Annotated in this window: 17 protein-coding genes; 6 read left to right on the forward strand and 11 right to left on the reverse strand. The window is 46.4% G+C overall.

Annotation, left to right across the window (positions count from 1 at the left end):
- Positions 1-84 precede the first annotated feature (84 nt).
- The gene (gene efp / locus B0680_RS08970) at positions 85-660 is read left to right on the forward strand and encodes an elongation factor P (RefSeq protein ID WP_078254758.1); all 576 of its coding nucleotides are present in this window, start codon (positions 85-87) and stop codon (positions 658-660) included.
- 255 nt (positions 661-915) lie between these two features.
- Positions 916-1,824 carry a UDP-3-O-acyl-N-acetylglucosamine deacetylase gene (lpxC, locus tag B0680_RS08975; protein WP_078254759.1) on the forward strand — a complete coding sequence of 303 codons (909 nt, stop codon included), beginning with the start codon at positions 916-918 and terminating at the stop codon, positions 1,822-1,824.
- 384 nt (positions 1,825-2,208) lie between these two features.
- Here the strand turns inward: lpxC and B0680_RS08980 are convergent, their stop codons facing one another.
- A complete protein-coding gene (locus B0680_RS08980; RefSeq protein ID WP_078254760.1) occupies positions 2,209-2,730 on the reverse strand; it encodes a hypothetical protein in 522 nt (173 codons plus the stop codon).
- 254 nt (positions 2,731-2,984) lie between these two features.
- Here B0680_RS08980 and B0680_RS08985 point away from each other — a divergent pair, with 254 nt between their 5' ends.
- Positions 2,985-3,653, forward strand: coding sequence for a CHAP domain-containing protein (locus B0680_RS08985; protein ID WP_078254761.1), 669 nt, complete (start codon positions 2,985-2,987; stop codon positions 3,651-3,653).
- A gap of 47 nt (positions 3,654-3,700) precedes the next feature.
- Here the strand turns inward: B0680_RS08985 and B0680_RS08990 are convergent, their stop codons facing one another.
- From B0680_RS08990 to B0680_RS09005, 4 genes are all read right to left on the reverse strand, one after another.
- A complete protein-coding gene (locus B0680_RS08990; RefSeq protein ID WP_078254762.1) occupies positions 3,701-4,090 on the reverse strand; it encodes a hypothetical protein in 390 nt (129 codons plus the stop codon).
- Between the two features lie 136 nt (positions 4,091-4,226).
- Positions 4,227-4,592, reverse strand: coding sequence for a DUF2147 domain-containing protein (locus B0680_RS08995; RefSeq protein ID WP_078254763.1), 366 nt, complete (start codon positions 4,590-4,592; stop codon positions 4,227-4,229).
- Positions 4,593-4,788: 196 nt separating this feature from the next.
- On the reverse strand, positions 4,789-5,055 hold the full coding sequence (locus B0680_RS09000) for a hypothetical protein (RefSeq protein WP_228143788.1): 267 nt from the start codon (positions 5,053-5,055) through the stop codon (positions 4,789-4,791).
- A gap of 26 nt (positions 5,056-5,081) precedes the next feature.
- A complete protein-coding gene (locus B0680_RS09005; protein ID WP_078254764.1) occupies positions 5,082-6,107 on the reverse strand; it encodes a DNA/RNA non-specific endonuclease in 1,026 nt (341 codons plus the stop codon).
- A gap of 38 nt (positions 6,108-6,145) precedes the next feature.
- Here B0680_RS09005 and mutY point away from each other — a divergent pair, with 38 nt between their 5' ends.
- A complete protein-coding gene (mutY, locus tag B0680_RS09010) occupies positions 6,146-7,342 on the forward strand; it encodes an A/G-specific adenine glycosylase (RefSeq protein WP_078254765.1) in 1,197 nt (398 codons plus the stop codon).
- Positions 7,343-7,366: 24 nt separating this feature from the next.
- On the opposite strand, the gene B0680_RS09015 is transcribed toward mutY, so the two are convergent.
- The 3 genes from B0680_RS09015 to rnr are packed head-to-tail and all read right to left on the reverse strand — an operon-like array spanning position 7,367 to position 10,972.
- Entirely contained in the window at positions 7,367-8,287 is a 921-nt protein-coding gene (locus B0680_RS09015) for a polyprenyl synthetase family protein (protein ID WP_143821407.1), read from the reverse strand.
- Position 8,288: 1 nt separating this feature from the next.
- The gene (locus B0680_RS09020) at positions 8,289-8,639 is read right to left on the reverse strand and encodes a hypothetical protein (protein WP_078254766.1); all 351 of its coding nucleotides are present in this window, start codon (positions 8,637-8,639) and stop codon (positions 8,289-8,291) included.
- 23 nt (positions 8,640-8,662) lie between these two features.
- A complete protein-coding gene (rnr, locus tag B0680_RS09025; RefSeq protein ID WP_078254767.1) occupies positions 8,663-10,972 on the reverse strand; it encodes a ribonuclease R in 2,310 nt (769 codons plus the stop codon).
- Between the two features lie 199 nt (positions 10,973-11,171).
- Between rnr and rimI the strand changes: the two genes are divergently transcribed.
- Positions 11,172-11,705, forward strand: coding sequence for a ribosomal protein S18-alanine N-acetyltransferase (rimI, locus tag B0680_RS09030; protein WP_228143789.1), 534 nt, complete (start codon positions 11,172-11,174; stop codon positions 11,703-11,705).
- Positions 11,706-11,812: 107 nt separating this feature from the next.
- On the opposite strand, the gene infC is transcribed toward rimI, so the two are convergent.
- A complete protein-coding gene (infC, locus tag B0680_RS09035) occupies positions 11,813-12,310 on the reverse strand; it encodes a translation initiation factor IF-3 (protein ID WP_199174105.1) in 498 nt (165 codons plus the stop codon).
- A gap of 219 nt (positions 12,311-12,529) precedes the next feature.
- Entirely contained in the window at positions 12,530-14,473 is a 1,944-nt protein-coding gene (gene thrS / locus B0680_RS09040) for a threonine--tRNA ligase (RefSeq protein WP_078254769.1), read from the reverse strand.
- A gap of 149 nt (positions 14,474-14,622) precedes the next feature.
- On the opposite strand from thrS, the gene B0680_RS09045 reads away from it, so the two are divergent.
- Positions 14,623-14,919: an antibiotic biosynthesis monooxygenase family protein gene (locus B0680_RS09045; RefSeq protein ID WP_078254770.1), complete on the forward strand. Its 297-nt coding sequence runs from the start codon at positions 14,623-14,625 to the stop codon at positions 14,917-14,919.
- Between the two features lie 55 nt (positions 14,920-14,974).
- On the opposite strand, the gene trmB is transcribed toward B0680_RS09045, so the two are convergent.
- Entirely contained in the window at positions 14,975-15,778 is an 804-nt protein-coding gene (trmB, locus tag B0680_RS09050) for a tRNA (guanosine(46)-N7)-methyltransferase TrmB (RefSeq protein ID WP_078254771.1), read from the reverse strand.
- Positions 15,779-15,826 lie beyond the last annotated feature (48 nt).

Here is a 15,826-nt window from a genome sequence, read left to right on the forward strand (position 1 = left end):
AACGCATTTTTTGACGGCAAATTGATTTTTTAAAAAGTATCTTTTTGTGCTTTTCTTGTTTTTGCTAATGATTAAGGTATTATTATGGCAAGTTTTTCTACCAACGATTTTAAAGCCGGTCTAAAAGTTATGCTAGACGGCAACCCATGCTCAATCATCGAAAATGAGTATGTCAAACCAGGTAAAGGTCAAGCCTTTAACCGTGTTAAGCTACGCAACCTACGCACTGGCAAAGTGCTTGAGCAAACCTTCAAATCAGGCGATACGCTAGAAGGTGCTGATGTGATGGATGTCGAGATGAACTATCTATATAATGATGGCGAGTTTTGGCACTTTATGCACCCAGAGACTTTTGACCAGCTACAAGCGGACAAAACAGCGATGGGCGATGCAGCACAATGGCTAAAAGAAAACTCAAACGCACTATGCACCATCACCCTATTCAACGGTGCACCATTGTCAGTAACACCACCGAACTTCGTTGAGCTTGAAATCGTCGAAACTGACCCAGGTGTGCGTGGCGATACTTCAGGCGGTGGTGGTAAGCCTGCACGCCTAGAAACTGGCGCAACTGTGCGTGTACCGCTATTCGTTCAACAAAACGAAATCGTGCGTGTCGATACCCGTACTGGCGAATACCAAACTCGCGTTTCTGCTTAATAGCCTATTTAAGCAAAGAACAGATGTCAGCGATGGCATCTGTTTTTTTGTGCTTTTTTATGCAGTCATTTGGCAATTATCCATGTATTTTGCCAAAATAAGTCGGATAATTGATTAAAATTACAAATCATAAAACAAATCAAACACAATTATTGATAAAGCCGAGTGTGCGACTGATGACAAAATTCGTGTCAGGTGTTAAACTACTACAACGACACATTTTGAAATATTTTGACCAATTAACCGAGTATCACCATGACACAGCTATTTCAACGTACACTTGCCAAGCCCATCACCGCCACAGGGATTGGGCTACACAGTGGCAAAAAAGTGACGCTGACTTTGATGCCTGCCGAGCCAAATACTGGCATCGTCTTTGAGCGTACGGACTTGGGCGCAAGTGTACCGATGGACGCCACGCTCGTGGTGGATACCATGATGTCATCAAATCTGGTGCAGGGTGAAGCACGAGTGGGCACGGTGGAGCATCTGCTATCTGCGGTGGCGGCGTGCGGATTGGATAATTTAATCATTCAAGTGGACGCTGCCGAGATTCCGATTATGGACGGTAGTGCGGCGCCGTTTTTGTTCTTGATTGACCAAGCGGGCATCTGCGAGCAAACTGAGCTCAAAAAATTCATCAAAATCATCAAGCCCGTCGAAGTCAATGATGGCGATAAATGGGCGCGCCTTGAGCCTTATGATGATGGCTTTTTGATGGATTTTGAGATTGATTTTAATCATGCTGCCATCGCTGCGACCGAGCAGACCACGCAGCTTGATTTTAATACCGCAAATTTCGCCGTTGAAGTCGGTCAAGCGCGCACCTTTGGATTTTTGAAGGACTTAGAATACCTACAAAAGCACAATTTGGCATTGGGCGGTAGCCTTGATAATGCGGTCGTGCTCGATGATAATTCTGTCGTCAATGAAGGTGGTCTGCGTTACCCAAATGAGTTCGTCCGTCACAAGATGCTGGATGCGGTGGGTGACTTGTATGTCATTGGTCATGCGTTGTTGGGTAAGTTTTCGGCATATAAATCAGGCCATGCGGTGAATAATGCACTGATTCGTGCGGTGCTGGCTGACCCTAGTAGCTATGAAATTGTAACATTTTATGACAAAGATGCTTGCCCGATTGCTTATGTTGAGCCAAGTTGCTAACAGATTATTGAGTTTACAGTTGTATTTTTATTCTGTCTTAACAAAAATCGCTTAGCAAAATAGCAGAAATATCGCCAAATCGAGTAAAATCTGTATAAAATTTATACAAACCAATCCGATCCGATGTCAGTCGTGGTCGGATTTTTGTTTGTGGGGTGTCTATAAGCTTGATAAATCAAGCGATTGGACAGAGTGGCATGGCAGGTGGGTCAATCATGCGAAAGTTGGGGAATTTGCTGGATTGATAGCTTGCGTGATGATGTCCAAAGTTTGTTTACAAAACTTTACAAAAATAAGATACGATATAACAAATAAAATCCCTTGATTTGTTCAAGGGATTGAATACGACATTATTAATAATTACCACAAAGTGAATGTATCTGATTAGTCATCATTGCCTGCTAATTTAAGTAAAGCTGTATGCAGACGTTCATTTTTGGTGACAAATTGAGCGGATTGTGCTATGATTTGCTTCGTGTTTTCGCTTAGGGTTCTTTTTGGATCATCTTGGCGAGAGTCTGATTGGGTCATTTGCGGTGCCAAAATCACCTTGATTGACTGTAATTGACAAAAGCGCTCATCATATGCACGCAAAGCTTGAACACAATCCATCATCATATAGCGTGCGTGATTGGCAGCGGTCGATGAACCCATTGCTAGGGTAATCTCGGCCGGCAAAGTAGCCACCACATAACAAGTTGTCAGCATCTGTTCAGGAAAAATCTGAGACAGTGCTTGGCGGACAAGTTGTGTGGTCTGTTGCAGATGGTAATACTGATGCGACAGATGCTTTGGGACAGCAGCGCCAGCAGCGGCTTGATGTTCAAGTTGGCTTGCTAGATGATTGGGCTTGCAAGTTTTGGCAAGCAAATCATTGATGGCTGTGGTTTTTGTAGAATCAGACATATCTCACCTTGGATAACATTAGAGCCTATGGACATGGTGTCCGCAGAGCAAGTGTATCACGCCTAAAGAGAAAAGGGTATCTTTGACACGCTTTTCTAGTACGCAAAGGAAGTGTGCTGCGTCCACGAGCTTTAATCAAAACCAACAATCAAGACACGAGCAAAGTAAGCAAAGGGGCGGTATCTACGGATACGATTGGCACTCACCATTTTTAGCCAATATGCCAAGCAAGCTTTGAGCGTGGGAGAAACTACATGAAACGAGTATTTTGGCTAATGTCGGCCGTTGGCTTAACGCTAGCACAATCAAGTGCAGCACAAACTAACTACACAACAGATGCTTATGTTGCCAGTGTGCCGGATGTGGACATCGATAATGCAATCAATAGTTTGATTGCTAGCAGTACCCAAGGCTCTCGTACCACCACTTATTATCAAGCTGGTACTGCACCAGCTGCTACCAATTTTAGTGCCAATTTCCAATCGGCAGCACCTGCTCAATTAACTGCCAATAGCGCACCTAGTATTGCAGCAAAATTTGCTTCACGAGCTGCTCATTCTAGCAGTCTCAAAAAGTGTGCATTGTATGTACGTCGTGCGTTGCAAGCAGCAGGTTATCAATTTACGCCACAAGTATCTGCTTATATGTATGCATCAAATGGTATTCTAGCTAATGCAGGCTTTGTTAAGCTAAAAAATGATGGCTATGTACCACAGGTTGGCGATGTTGCAGTATTTAATCGCACTTCTAGAAATCCACATGGTCATATCCAAATCTATGATGGCAACCAATGGGTATCGGATTTCCGCCAAAATAAATTTAGCCCTTATGCTCAACATAATGGCTATAGCGTATGGCGTGACGCTCGCTATATCGACGCATCTGCTAATACAGGCACAGTCCTAGCAATGAATGATCAGTAATTAATCCTGACAACAAAAAAGNNCTTTTTTGTTGTCAGGATTTTGTACTATTCGCAGGAATAGAAAGAGATATCAGAAATTTTACAGGTGTTTCCTGTGCACTTAAATTTAAAATAATTGGTTGCTGTTTGCCCATATTGCTTAAAGGTAGCTTTGACCCGACCGTTGGAAGCATTACTAACTTTGACAGCAGCATTAGTTTGGGGGTCTTGATTGCCCCATAATGGATCATTGTCACAAATTGTAGTTCTGTTATAGTGATTGCGCAAACCTGGTGTTGCATGACGCATAATTGCAGCCATACTGTCATCTGTTCGCTTGGCTTCACTGTATATAGACTTTACGATATTGATTTTTTGTTGCGTTTGATTAGCATTAGCTAAATTGGGTGTGATAGCTACTGCCAATACCGTGACTAGTCCAACTAGTTTTTTCATCATCGCTCCTTATGGCTGTTGGCGGATTAAATTTATCATATTTAATCATACCATATTTAAATTGTCTTTCAAATAAAAATGCACCGTAAAAACGGTGCATTTTGTTAAACAGAGCCAATTAAATAGCTTGGTAAGATTATTGTCTTACGCCTGTTTGAGTGCCAGTGATGCTCTTGATGGTTAGGTTGTTACCGCTTACCGTGATGTTCACTGTGCCTTTGATGCGTAGTGTTGGGTGTTCGCCTTTACCTTTGTACTTGCCGCCACCTTGTGACTGGATGTCAGTTAGGATGGTGCGACCTTCGGTTTTTTTGGCTTTTTCGGTTAGACCTTTGGTCATCACGCCAACGAATTTATCACCTGATTGGCTGATGGTGATGATGGCTTTGGCTTCACCTTTTTCGGTCATCTTCCATTTACCGACGATTGGGTCAGCTGCCATTGCTGATGCTGATAGTAGAACGCCAGCACCGATTGCCATTAGTTTGGTTGCAAATTTCATAATTCACTCCTTGTGGTTTGTCATGGATAATCAATAAACCCACTTGTGTGTACAAGCTTAATGGCATTATAACCAAGCTATACAACAAAAGCAAACCGGTATAGACAGATTTTTGTAGTGATTTGCCATGCTTTTGTTACAGTCGGTGAACGCTTGTATCTTATTGACTTTGATGGAGAAATGCTTTGGTTAAATTTTAGGCAAATGGATTGTCAATCTCTTCAACTGGGGCAGTCGCTACGCTCATCTCATCGGGCAAATCTGCCATCTGCTCAAGCGCTGTCACAAGCTGACTACTGATGGCTTGTAGTGCTTTGGCTTGGGCAAGTCCGTCTTTGCTTTTGGCAATCGTCAATTCCCCAAACAGCACCACAGTATCCAAGCCGTTTTCGATGGTCAAACCGCCGATGGTCAGCACTTCATGGTCATTATCAAAAGGTGTCATCGTTGTCATGTCATTCATTAGAGTATTCATTTAGCTTGTATTATTTAACTTCTTAAAAATGTCACCACATAGCGCACCATCGCATCACCAAAGGCAAGCCAGCTGTGGGGCGTATTAAGCATGATGGCTTCGGCTTGCTTGTCGGTCATTGGGCTAGGTAGGGCATGGGCGTGGTTTTGGACGGCGGTCGCAAGACTTGGCATGGCAAGGATGCCCGTACGCTTGGCAAGCGCTTGTAAGCTGATGACTTCATAATTGCCCGTGCTGTCATTGGGCGAATAATACACGCCAGCTTGGTTTAGCTTTGGGATATATACCGCCTTAAAAAAGTGGCTCGGCACCATTACACGGCCGCCGATACGCTGTACGCTTTGCCCATCAAAGACCACGCCAGTCACCACATACACTTCACCATAGCGTACTGCCAGCGTGCGGGTGGCGTTTTCGATATGACGCCAAAGATTGCGGTTGTGCTCGCCATGTTGGGGTGCGATATTGGCAAGGCTAAAGCTAGCATACTGCTCATCGACGGTCGCCATGTCGCCATTGGGGGCGATGTGTCCACGGTCAAACCCCGAACGGCGATAGTCGGCAAGCTCGGCACGCACATCGCTTGGCAATCGGCGCTCGGCACGAAAGCTGTCATTACGCGCTAAGGTGCGAGCTTGTTGTACTCGCTGATTGGTCAGGTGCGATGCCGACCAAAATGGCGTGCGAGAGATGCCCGAATACAGCGTGGCAAAGCCGTCAAAGCACAGCGCATACAGCTGACGGTTGAGCTTATCGCCTTTTGTGCCGACAAGCGCAGGCGCGCTTTGATAAAATTGATGTTGGCAAGCTTGATAGCTGTCAAATCCCGTCTCAAAGCGATAGCTAAGTGGCGAAACCGCAGGCGTGGTATCGCTTGGCGTCGGTACTGTGTTTGGCGTTGGGCTTGGGCTTGGATTTGGTGTAGGCTCAAGGCTGATGGTACAACTGCTAAGCAGGATGGTTATCGCTACACAAGCGGTACGGAATAAAAATCGGCTCATCATCGGTGCGTGCAAAACAAAGATTGTAATTGGTGTCATAGCTTTTTATAATGAACGAATTTTAGCAGTTAATCATCATGACAACAACCAATTTGACAGCGGATTTGACAATCAGCACCTGTGATACTACCGAGATGGTATTGCCAAGCAAATTTGCCACACGGCTTTTGGCGTGGTTTGAGCAATCGGGGCGACATGATTTGCCGTGGCAGTTTCATCATCAAGACCATGCTGATATCTATGCGGTATGGCTGTCTGAAGTGATGCTACAGCAGACGCAGGTGGCGACAGTGATGGGGTATTTTGAGCGGTTTTTGGCAAAATTCCCCACCGTGCAGGATTTGGCGGTAGCGTCATGGGATGATGTTGCGACCTTATGGGCGGGGCTTGGCTACTATGCTCGGGCACGCAATCTACACGCAGGGGCGGTTCAAGTGGCTGATTTTATTGATAAAACTGGTCATTTTCCGCAGACGGTGGATGAGTGGCAAGCCATCAAAGGTGTTGGACGCTCCACTGCAGGGGCGATTGTGGCGATGGGTGTGCGTGATTTTGGGGTGATTTGTGATGGCAATGTCAAGCGAGTGCTGACACGCCACCGTGCCATTGATGGCGATATCACCAAGTCCGCTACCGATAAGGCGCTATGGCAACTTGCCACCGCTTTGACACCTAAGATGGATAGCGGTAAATACGCACAAGCGATGATGGATTTGGGGGCGACCATCTGCACTCGCACCAAGCCCAAGTGCGATATCTGCCCTGTGGCAATCGACTGCCAAGCACGGCTTATGGGCAAACAAGCCACTTATCCTGTCAAGAAAAAATCTGCACCCAAGCCGCACCGCCATAGTCTAGCGGTCGCACTCATGTACCAAGATGATACGCTATGGCTGCAACGACATAATGATGGCGGTATCTGGGATGGGCTGTGGTGCTTGCCAATGATGACACTGGCATCGGATGCGGATGGGTTGCTTAGCCAAGATATGCTTAATCAGCTGATGGATAATGCGACCGAGATGTCATCACTAGCTGAGCAGGTGCTATTTGATGCGCTTGGTACGCTACCACATCCGCCCGTAGAGCATCATATCAAGCATACGCTGACGCATTTTCACTGGCATATCTATCTTGTGACGCTCAAGGTGGATGAGCGGTTGTATCAACTGCTAAATCACTCGCTACAATCGGTTCATGCGGATTTTGTGTGGGCTGATGGTGAGAATTTGGCAAAGCCTGTGGCGATGGATAAGCTGTTAAAAAAGGCTTGACGGGTTTATCGTCAAGCCTACTGCTCAAAACGCACGCACCTGTAGCCACTGTACAATCTGCGACAATAAATTGTCATCGCCAAACGACGCCACGGCTTGTTCGGCATCATCAAATAACTGGTCGGCATAACGGCGTGCGCCATCGACACCGAGCAGTTTGACATAGGTGGATTTTTCAAGTTTTTCATCACTGCCGGCAGGCTTGCCTAGCGTGGCGGTATCGGCGGTGACATCCAGTACATCATCTTGCACCTGAAAGGCAAGCCCTACCGAGCGAGCATATTGACCGAGCTTTTGCATCATCGTATCATCAGCATGAGCGCAGATGCCACCCATCATCACTGATGCTTCGATGAGTGCGCCTGTCTTATCACGGTGGATGGCTTCGAGCTCGTCTTGATTGAGTGTTTTTTGTTCACCTTCGATATCGAGCATCTGACCTGTCACCATGCGCCGTGCTCGTGGCACAAGTGTTTGTAATAGCTTTAGGCTGATATCAGACGGCTCATCTGATGACCCAGCCAGCACTTCAAAGGCAATTGACTGCAAGGCATCACCTGCCAAGAGTGCCACACCTTCACCATAGACCACATGACAAGTCGGCTTGCCACGGCGTAGCTCATCATCATCCATACAAGGCAAATCATCATGTACGAGCGAATATCCGTGTATCATCTCAACGGCTGCCATTGCACGCAGTACCCACGCCATCTGCGCTGTGGTGATGGGGCGAGATGTATGCGCTGATACCGTCAAAAAAGTCGCCAAGACAAGCAGTGGCCGCACTCGTTTACCGCCATTACTCATCGCATAGCGACAAGCATCATCAAGCGGACTGGGTAGGGCGGCCTGCGTCAGTGCTTGGTCGATGGTATCGCTAAGGTGCGTCATCTGCCATGTCTGTAATTCGCCAAGCATCTGAATCTGTTGGATGGATTGTGTCATATTATTTCTTAAGTTTATTTTGATAATATCGTACAGTCAAGATGGCTTGGGTCAGCCCAAGTACAATCATCAGCACCCACGGTACGCTCAAGGATGGATTGCCTGTGGCGATGATTTGACTGATTAGATAAGCGATATAAACCGCCAAGCCAAAGGCATAAATCTTAAACTTGGTTTTGGGGAAATTTACCGAAAAAGCCAAAATCACCATCAAAAACACCGCCGAGCCAATCAATAGCCACAGACCGCCCATGCCAAGAATGCCGACCAGCACACCGCTAAGCATATAGGCGGTGAGCCAGTCTGTGATATCTTCCAAGAATGGATAGCGTGCTTTAGGTTTATTATTCATCTCATATCCTTATGATTTTACGCTTAAGCTTTGGCTTTGCGGCGGCTTTTGGTTTTGCCCAAGTTGCCTGATTTACCTGCCTTGCCTGTTGATTTGGGTTTATCGATGGCTTTGGCAACGCCATCACTGCCCAATTGGCTCAGCTGTTCGATGAGTTTAAAGTCAATTTGCAATAAATCCATATTCACACCTGCCACTTGGATCAGTAGGCTGTCACCCAGTCCGAATTTTGAGCCTTTATCGCCGATGAGTTTTTGTTCTCGCTCATCATAATCAAAGTACTCATTGCCCAGTCCTGAGATGTGAATCAAACCTTCGATAAACAGCTCATTGAGAGTTACAAACAGCCCAAAGCTTGTCACCGTGGCGACAGTTGCGGTAAATTCATCACCGATATGACGCTGCATATAGTGGCATTTTAGCCATGTTTCGACATCACGGGATGCTTCTTCGGCACGGCGTTCAGTAAGGCTTGTCTGCTCACCGGCTTCATCGAGCGAGCCATATAGGGTATCGGCAGGTTTTTGGCCGGTGACTTTGTCTTTGATGGCACGATGTAGCATCAAATCCGGATAGCGACGAATTGGGCTGGTAAAATGGCTGTATTCATCATACGCCAAGCCAAAATGTCCAATATTATCAGGGCTATAATTCGCCTGCATCATCGAGCGTAGTAGCATACTATGGATGCTTGCCGCATCAGGGCGGTCGGCAGTGGCCTTGATGATACGCTGATAATCTTCATGCGTTGGCGACTCGCTTGGGAATGATAGGCCAAAGCTTTTGACATACTCGTGCAGGCGAGCAGATTTTTCGTCATTGGGCTTATCGTGGTTGCGATACAGCACAGGCAGTTCGTGCTTGAGTGCAAAATTTGCCGCACAGGTATTGGCAAGTAGCATCATCTCTTCGATGAGCTTGTGTGCATCACCACGAGTGCGAGCGACGATATCGACGATGTCGCCATCTTTGCCAAATTTGATATAAGTCTCAGCGGTCTCAAACGCCATCGCACCTCGCTCTTCACGACGGGCATCTAGGATTTGGTACAGCTGATGCAAAGTATCAATCGATTTGAGCACATCGCCATTACGCACCAAATCATCGGGCAGGGTTTCGTTGGTCGGGTCGTTAAAATAGGCATTGACTTGATTATAGGTCAAGCGTGCCTGTGAGTGCATCACCGCAGGGTAGAACTCATAGCCAGTCACCTTGCCGCCACGAGAGACCTTAATATCAGCGACCATGCACAGACGGTCAACCTTTGGGTTCAATGAACACAAGCCGTTGGATAGGGCTTCTGGTAGCATCGGAATGACTCGATGTGGGAAATATACCGAAGTACCACGCTCATAAGCATCGACATCAAGCGGTGAGCGTGGCGTGACATAATGGCTGACATCAGCGATGGCGACGACGACACGATAGTTACCGCCAGCACGCTTTTCGGCATAGACAGCATCGTCAAAGTCACGAGAATCTTCACCGTCGATGGTCACCAGTGGCAAATGACGCAAATCCACACGCCCTGCAAAGTCCTTATCAGATGGCTCATCAAAGCTTGATGCCTGCTTGAGCGTCTCTTTGCTAAATTCATGCGGAATGCCATAATTATACAGCGTGGTCTCGATGATTAATTCACGATCATTCAGGTTGCTCAGTAGTTCGGTGATTTTGCCAGTAGCGAACTCTTGATAAGTCGGCAAATCGATGATGGCAACCTTGACATCATCACCGATACCAGCATTCATCGCCATCACATTGTCATCGCTGACGGTGATGGGCTGATGGGCGTTAGCACCAGATAACTGCACAAAAAAGCCTTCGCCGTCATAAGCAAGTTTGCCAATGAACTCCAGCTGATGACGGTGTGTCACCGTCGTGATGCGTGCTTCTGCCTTGCCACGGTATTCGCTAGCGACCACTTCGACCGTATCGCCATCAAAGACCAGTCGCATTTGTTTTTCGTGCAAAAACAAGTCAGGCATATCAGGCAGCACCACAAAGCCAAAGCCTTTTGGGTTGGCGGATACTGTGCCAGTCAAGATGGTCGGCAAGGGGGCGACACTAAAATGAATACCATCGCTACGCTCAAGCTGAGAATCTCTGAGCATGGCCTTTAGGCGATTGGTCAGGGCAAAAAATTTATCTTCATCATCCAAGATGCCAAAATGCATGGCAAGCGATTCTTGGGTGGCAGGATTGCCTTGATTGGTGATGTCTGCCACTGTCTGCAAAATCAGCAGGCGTGACGGAATTGGGTTTTGGTATTTTGTTGCTTCGACCGCTGCATTGGGGTCATTCCATTTGGTTTTTTTTGTTTTGTTGGTCATAATTTACCTTAAAAATTTCTCTTCTGTGTTTTATCTATTGTAACATAAAGCTTGAAAAATTGTGCTTTATGGTCTATAAAATTCAGCAGGATGTCGCACTTGTTCATAAGTACGATGCTATGTTTTGTGAGTGTTTGTCGGTGATTGTTAAGTTGTTGTGTTGGTTTATTGTGGTTTGTTGTGGGTGAATGGGGTAAAAATGTCGATTATGATTATAAACTTGGCAAAGGGCAATATCGATGCTGATAAGCGGGCTTGTCAAACTCGGTGGCTGGATGAAGTTGCCAAGCTTGAGCGTGTCTTATTGCCTGATGATGCGTGGGAGGTGGATGAGATTTGTTCAAGTCTTGGGCAGTTTGGGGCAGGGCTAATGCTTGCTGTAGATGGGACTGATACCCAAATAATCAAGGGCTATTGTATTTATCAAATCGTCTTTGAAACTGCCGAAATCCATCGCATCGGCACGCATCCAAGCTATGCTAGGCAAGGGGTGGCGGCATCACTCATCACAGCACTCGTGGATGAAATGCAACATCAGCACAGCGACAATCTACTGCTAGAAGTCCGAGCGGACAATGCGCCTGCCATCAGCCTGTATCAAAAAATGGGCTTTGAAGCGATTGATGTGCGAAAAGGCTACTACCAAACTGCTACAGGTTGCTGTGATGCCATCATCATGCAAAAGCAAGTTGCACCAAGCCATGCTAATTCCATGTCAATTCAGAATGATTAGGCTAATTGCCAAGAATGCTTGGTAAAATAGTCAAATCAATCAAAGCACAAAAGGTGATTGCCAATCATTAGCAATCACCATAGAATGCATTTGATAATCGTGGGCGATTATTTTTTCTTGGCAGGGCCAAGTAGCATACCCATTTGGCGGCCTTCGACCTTCGGCGCTTGCTCAACGCTTGCAATCTCGGCAGTATCGGCGATGATGCGTTCAAGCTGTGCTTTACCGATTTCTTGGTGAGCCATCTCACGGCCACGGAAACGGATGCTGACTTTCACCTTGTCTTTATCTTCGATAAACTCAACGATTTTACGAAGTTTGACTTGATAGTCGGCTTCTTCGGTGCCTGGGCGTAGTTTGATTTCACGCACTTGGGTTTGTTTTTGGTTCTTTTTGGCTTCTTTGGCTTTTTGTTTTTGTTCGTACAAATAGCGCTTATAATCCATCACTTTGCACACAGGTGGCTTGGCATCAGGCACGATTTCTACCAAGTCCAGGCCATCATCAGCGGCGGTTTTTAGTGCGGTTTGGATATCTACCACGCCAAGCTGTTCGCCATCTTCTTTGACTAGGCGGACTTCTTTGGCACGGATTTCTTCGTTAATATTTAAACGGTTTGACGGTTTAATGGGTCTTACTCCAATCTAATTGCTCTTTTGTCAATCGCTGATGCTCTCTTGGCAATCACTCATTGACCTGTCTGCCAATACTTTGGCATTAAAGTGTCTATTATTAACCATTTGCTAAATTTTTGTCAAATGGTTTTATGCACTTTTAAAAAAATTTGCCCAATATTTGGGGTATTGGGCAAATTTCATCAAGGCTTATTTTTCAGCTTTTTCAGCAGTCTTTGCGACATAATTGCCTTTTTGGGCGACTGCGTCATTCAGTAGGGCGATAAAGGCATCAACAGGCATAGAGCCTAGGTTTGCACCTTCACGAGTACGCACATTGACTGTGCCTTCTTCGACTTCTTTATCGCCAAGCACCAGCATAAACGGAATGCGTTCTAGGGTGCGTTCACGAATCTTAAAGCCGATTTTTTCGTTACGCAAATCGCTCACCGCACGCAGACCAGCGGCTTTTAGCTTGGCGACGACAGCATCACAGGCATCGGCTTGCTTGTCGGTGATGTTCATCACCACTGCTTGAGTTGGTGCAAGCCAAGGTGGCATCAGACCTGCGTATTCTTCAATCAAGATACCGATAAAGCGTTCGAATGAACCTAGAATCGCACGGTGTAGCATCACAGGACGCTCTTTATCGCCATTTTCGTTGATAAAGTCGGCATCTAGACGCTCTGGTAGGTTGAAGTCTAGCTGTAGTGTGCCACATTGCCACATACGGCCTAGGCAGTCTTTTAGGCTAAATTCAATCTTTGGACCATAGAATGCGCCTTCGCCTTCTTGTAGCTCCCAAGCCAGACCTGCGGTATCTAGGGCATCCGCTAGAGCTTTTTCGGCATCATCCCACAGATGGTCAGCACCGACACGCTTTTCTGGGCGGGTTGATAGCTTCATCACAATGTCGCTAAAGCCAAAGTCTTTATAAACATCCAAAGTCAGCTTAATAAAGGCTTGGGCTTCGTCACGGATTTGGGCGTGTGTACAGAAAATATGCGCATCATCTTGGGTAAAGCCACGCACACGCATGATACCATGTAGTGCGCCTGATGGCTCGTTGCGATGGCATGAGCCAAATTCTGCTAGGCGTAGTGGCAAATCACGGTATGATTTTAGCCCTTGATTAAACACCTGCACATGGCAAGGGCAGTTCATCGGCTTGATGGCATAATCACGGTTTTCAGAACTGGTGGTAAACATATTTTCGGCATAGTTTTCCCAGTGACCTGATTTTTCCCATAGGCTTCTATCGACGATTTGCGGGGTTTTGATTTCAAGATAGCCATTGTCTTGTTGCACTTTACGCATATATTGCTCAAGTACTTGATAAATCGTCCAGCCATTTGGATGCCAAAACACCATACCCGGTGCTTGCTCTTGTAGATGGAATAGACCGAGCGCCTTACCAATCTTACGATGGTCACGCTTTTCGGCTTCTTCGATACGCTGAATGTAGGCTTTAAGCTCTTTTTTGTCCGCCCAAGCTGTGCCATAGATACGCTGAAGTTGCTCATTTTTGGCATCGCCACGCCAGTACGCACCGCTCATTTTGGTCAGCTGGAACGCCTTTAGAAAACGAGTATTTGGCACGTGTGGGCCACGACACATATCGATGTATTCTTGGTGATAATACAAGCCCATCGCTGTTTCATCAGGCATATCATCGATTAGGCGTAGCTTATAGTCTTCGCCACGAGATTTAAAGATTTCGATGACTTCATCTCTTGGCGTCATTTTTTTGATGACATCATAGTCTTGGTCGATGAGCTTTTTCATACGCTCTTCGATGGCTTTCATGTCTTCGGGGGTGAATGGGCGTGGGCTGTAGATGTCATAATAAAAGCCGTCTTCGATGACAGGGCCGATGACCATTTTGACATCAGGGTATAGCTGTTTGACCGCATGGCCGAGCAAGTGGGCGCATGAGTGTCGGATGATTTCGACACCTTCTTGGTCTTTGGCGGTGATGATAGACACGCTGGCATCAGTGGTAATCGGGTCGCAAGCATCCACCAATTTGCCATCGACACGACCTGCGATGGTGGCTTTGGCAAGTCCGGGACCGATGTCTTGGGCGATTTGCATGACGGTGGTTTGTCCGTCGAATTGACGAACACTGCCATCTGGTAAAGTGATTGCAACCATAATAACTCCTAATGTTGGCGTTGGTAGTGATGTTTGCTACTTTCAAACATATAACCGCTACCGAGTGGGATTAAAAAACAAAATAATCCGACCATTTTAGCAAATTTTGCTACAATAAGCAAAAATCACCCGCTGGAATTTGTTGTATTATGATTAATGAATTTGCGTATTTGACGGTCAAAGCAAGGCAGGCAGAAGCGTTTGAGTTGGCTTTTGATAAAGCCAAGCACATCATCAGTGGTATGCCCGGATTTATCAGTCTAAATTTATACCGTCACCATGATGGCGTGGGGCGTTATTTACTTCATGTGGTTTGGCAGGATATCGCATCACACCAAGATGGCTTTAGAAAATCTAGCCAATATCAGCAGTGGCGAGAGCTGTTGCATCATTTTTATGAGCCGTTTCCGACGGTTGAGTATTTTGAGACAGCGGTGACACTCTAAGCGTGCCAACCGCTTGGATTGATATTATGATAATAAACTTTGGCTTAATTATCCATCACGCCTTGATATAAATCAAATCCCAAACGCCATGACCATGCGTGATGCCACGCTGTTCAAATTTGGTCAAAGGGCGATACTCAGGGCGTGGTGCAAAATTCCCCACGCCATGCGGATTACTAAATTCAGGCATGGTATCAAGCACTTTTAGCATCCAAAAGGCATAATGCTCCCAGTCGGTCGCTGCGTGAAATTTACCCCCTGTAGTCAGCACCCGCACGACCTTTGCCATGCGGTCATGGGTGACAAAGCGGCGCTTATAATGACGCTTTTTTTGCCATGGGTCGGGGAAGTATAACTGCACGGTATCCAGATGATTGTCAGGCAGGTTATCAAGTAGGGCGATGGCATCACCGTTGATGACTTTTAGGTTTGTTAGGCCCATCTCATCTGCCAGGAGTGCTAGGCGGCCGATGCCCGGCTCATGCACTTCGATACCGACAAAGTTGGTGCTTGGGGAATTTTTTGCCATCTCAAGCAGGCTATCACCCATCCCAAAGCCAATCTCAAGGGTAATCGGCGCATCTGCCCCATTGGACATATCAGCGAATAACGCACGCAAATCGGTGATGTGGCTTACATCACCCAGCTTACCCAGCTCGCCTGTGCTATTGACATAAATATGCCCAAGACTGCCATCCACAAGCACCTGTTCGACCTGCTGGCTCATGTGGGTACGGCGTTTCATAAAGGTGTTGATTTTGCGAAATTGCTCGGGCGTCTGCGCAAGCTTGGCAAGGCGTGTGCTGATTTCGTCAGTATCGATGATGGCGGTGTCGGCTTGGGTGGTTGAATTTGTCATAAAAGGGCGTAAAATGTTAGCTTAAAAATAGCCGTCATTATAATGCGT

It is taken from the genome of Moraxella pluranimalium (genome assembly GCF_002014825.1).
In the GTDB taxonomy this organism is placed as follows: domain Bacteria; phylum Pseudomonadota; class Gammaproteobacteria; order Pseudomonadales; family Moraxellaceae; genus Moraxella; species Moraxella pluranimalium.

Excerpts from the sequence above, each read along its gene's own strand:
- efp (WP_078254758.1), top strand. The coding sequence starts at position 85 with ATGGCAAGTTTTTCTACCAACGATTTTAAAGCCGGTCTAAAAGTTATG.
- lpxC (WP_078254759.1), top strand. The coding sequence starts at position 916 with ATGACACAGCTATTTCAACGTACACTTGCCAAGCCCATCACCGCCACA.
- B0680_RS08980 (WP_078254760.1), bottom strand. The coding sequence starts at position 2,730 with ATGTCTGATTCTACAAAAACCACAGCCATCAATGATTTGCTTGCCAAA.
- B0680_RS08985 (WP_078254761.1), top strand. The coding sequence starts at position 2,985 with ATGAAACGAGTATTTTGGCTAATGTCGGCCGTTGGCTTAACGCTAGCA.
- B0680_RS08990 (WP_078254762.1), bottom strand. The coding sequence starts at position 4,090 with ATGAAAAAACTAGTTGGACTAGTCACGGTATTGGCAGTAGCTATCACA.
- B0680_RS08995 (WP_078254763.1), bottom strand. The coding sequence starts at position 4,592 with ATGAAATTTGCAACCAAACTAATGGCAATCGGTGCTGGCGTTCTACTA.
- B0680_RS09000 (WP_228143788.1), bottom strand. The coding sequence starts at position 5,055 with ATGAATGACATGACAACGATGACACCTTTTGATAATGACCATGAAGTG.
- B0680_RS09005 (WP_078254764.1), bottom strand. The coding sequence starts at position 6,107 with ATGACACCAATTACAATCTTTGTTTTGCACGCACCGATGATGAGCCGA.
- mutY (WP_078254765.1), top strand. The coding sequence starts at position 6,146 with ATGACAACAACCAATTTGACAGCGGATTTGACAATCAGCACCTGTGAT.
- B0680_RS09015 (WP_143821407.1), bottom strand. The coding sequence starts at position 8,287 with ATGACACAATCCATCCAACAGATTCAGATGCTTGGCGAATTACAGACA.
- B0680_RS09020 (WP_078254766.1), bottom strand. The coding sequence starts at position 8,639 with ATGAATAATAAACCTAAAGCACGCTATCCATTCTTGGAAGATATCACA.
- rnr (WP_078254767.1), bottom strand. The coding sequence starts at position 10,972 with ATGACCAACAAAACAAAAAAAACCAAATGGAATGACCCCAATGCAGCG.
- rimI (WP_228143789.1), top strand. The coding sequence starts at position 11,172 with ATGTCGATTATGATTATAAACTTGGCAAAGGGCAATATCGATGCTGAT.
- thrS (WP_078254769.1), bottom strand. The coding sequence starts at position 14,473 with ATGGTTGCAATCACTTTACCAGATGGCAGTGTTCGTCAATTCGACGGA.
- B0680_RS09045 (WP_078254770.1), top strand. The coding sequence starts at position 14,623 with ATGATTAATGAATTTGCGTATTTGACGGTCAAAGCAAGGCAGGCAGAA.
- trmB (WP_078254771.1), bottom strand. The coding sequence starts at position 15,778 with ATGACAAATTCAACCACCCAAGCCGACACCGCCATCATCGATACTGAC.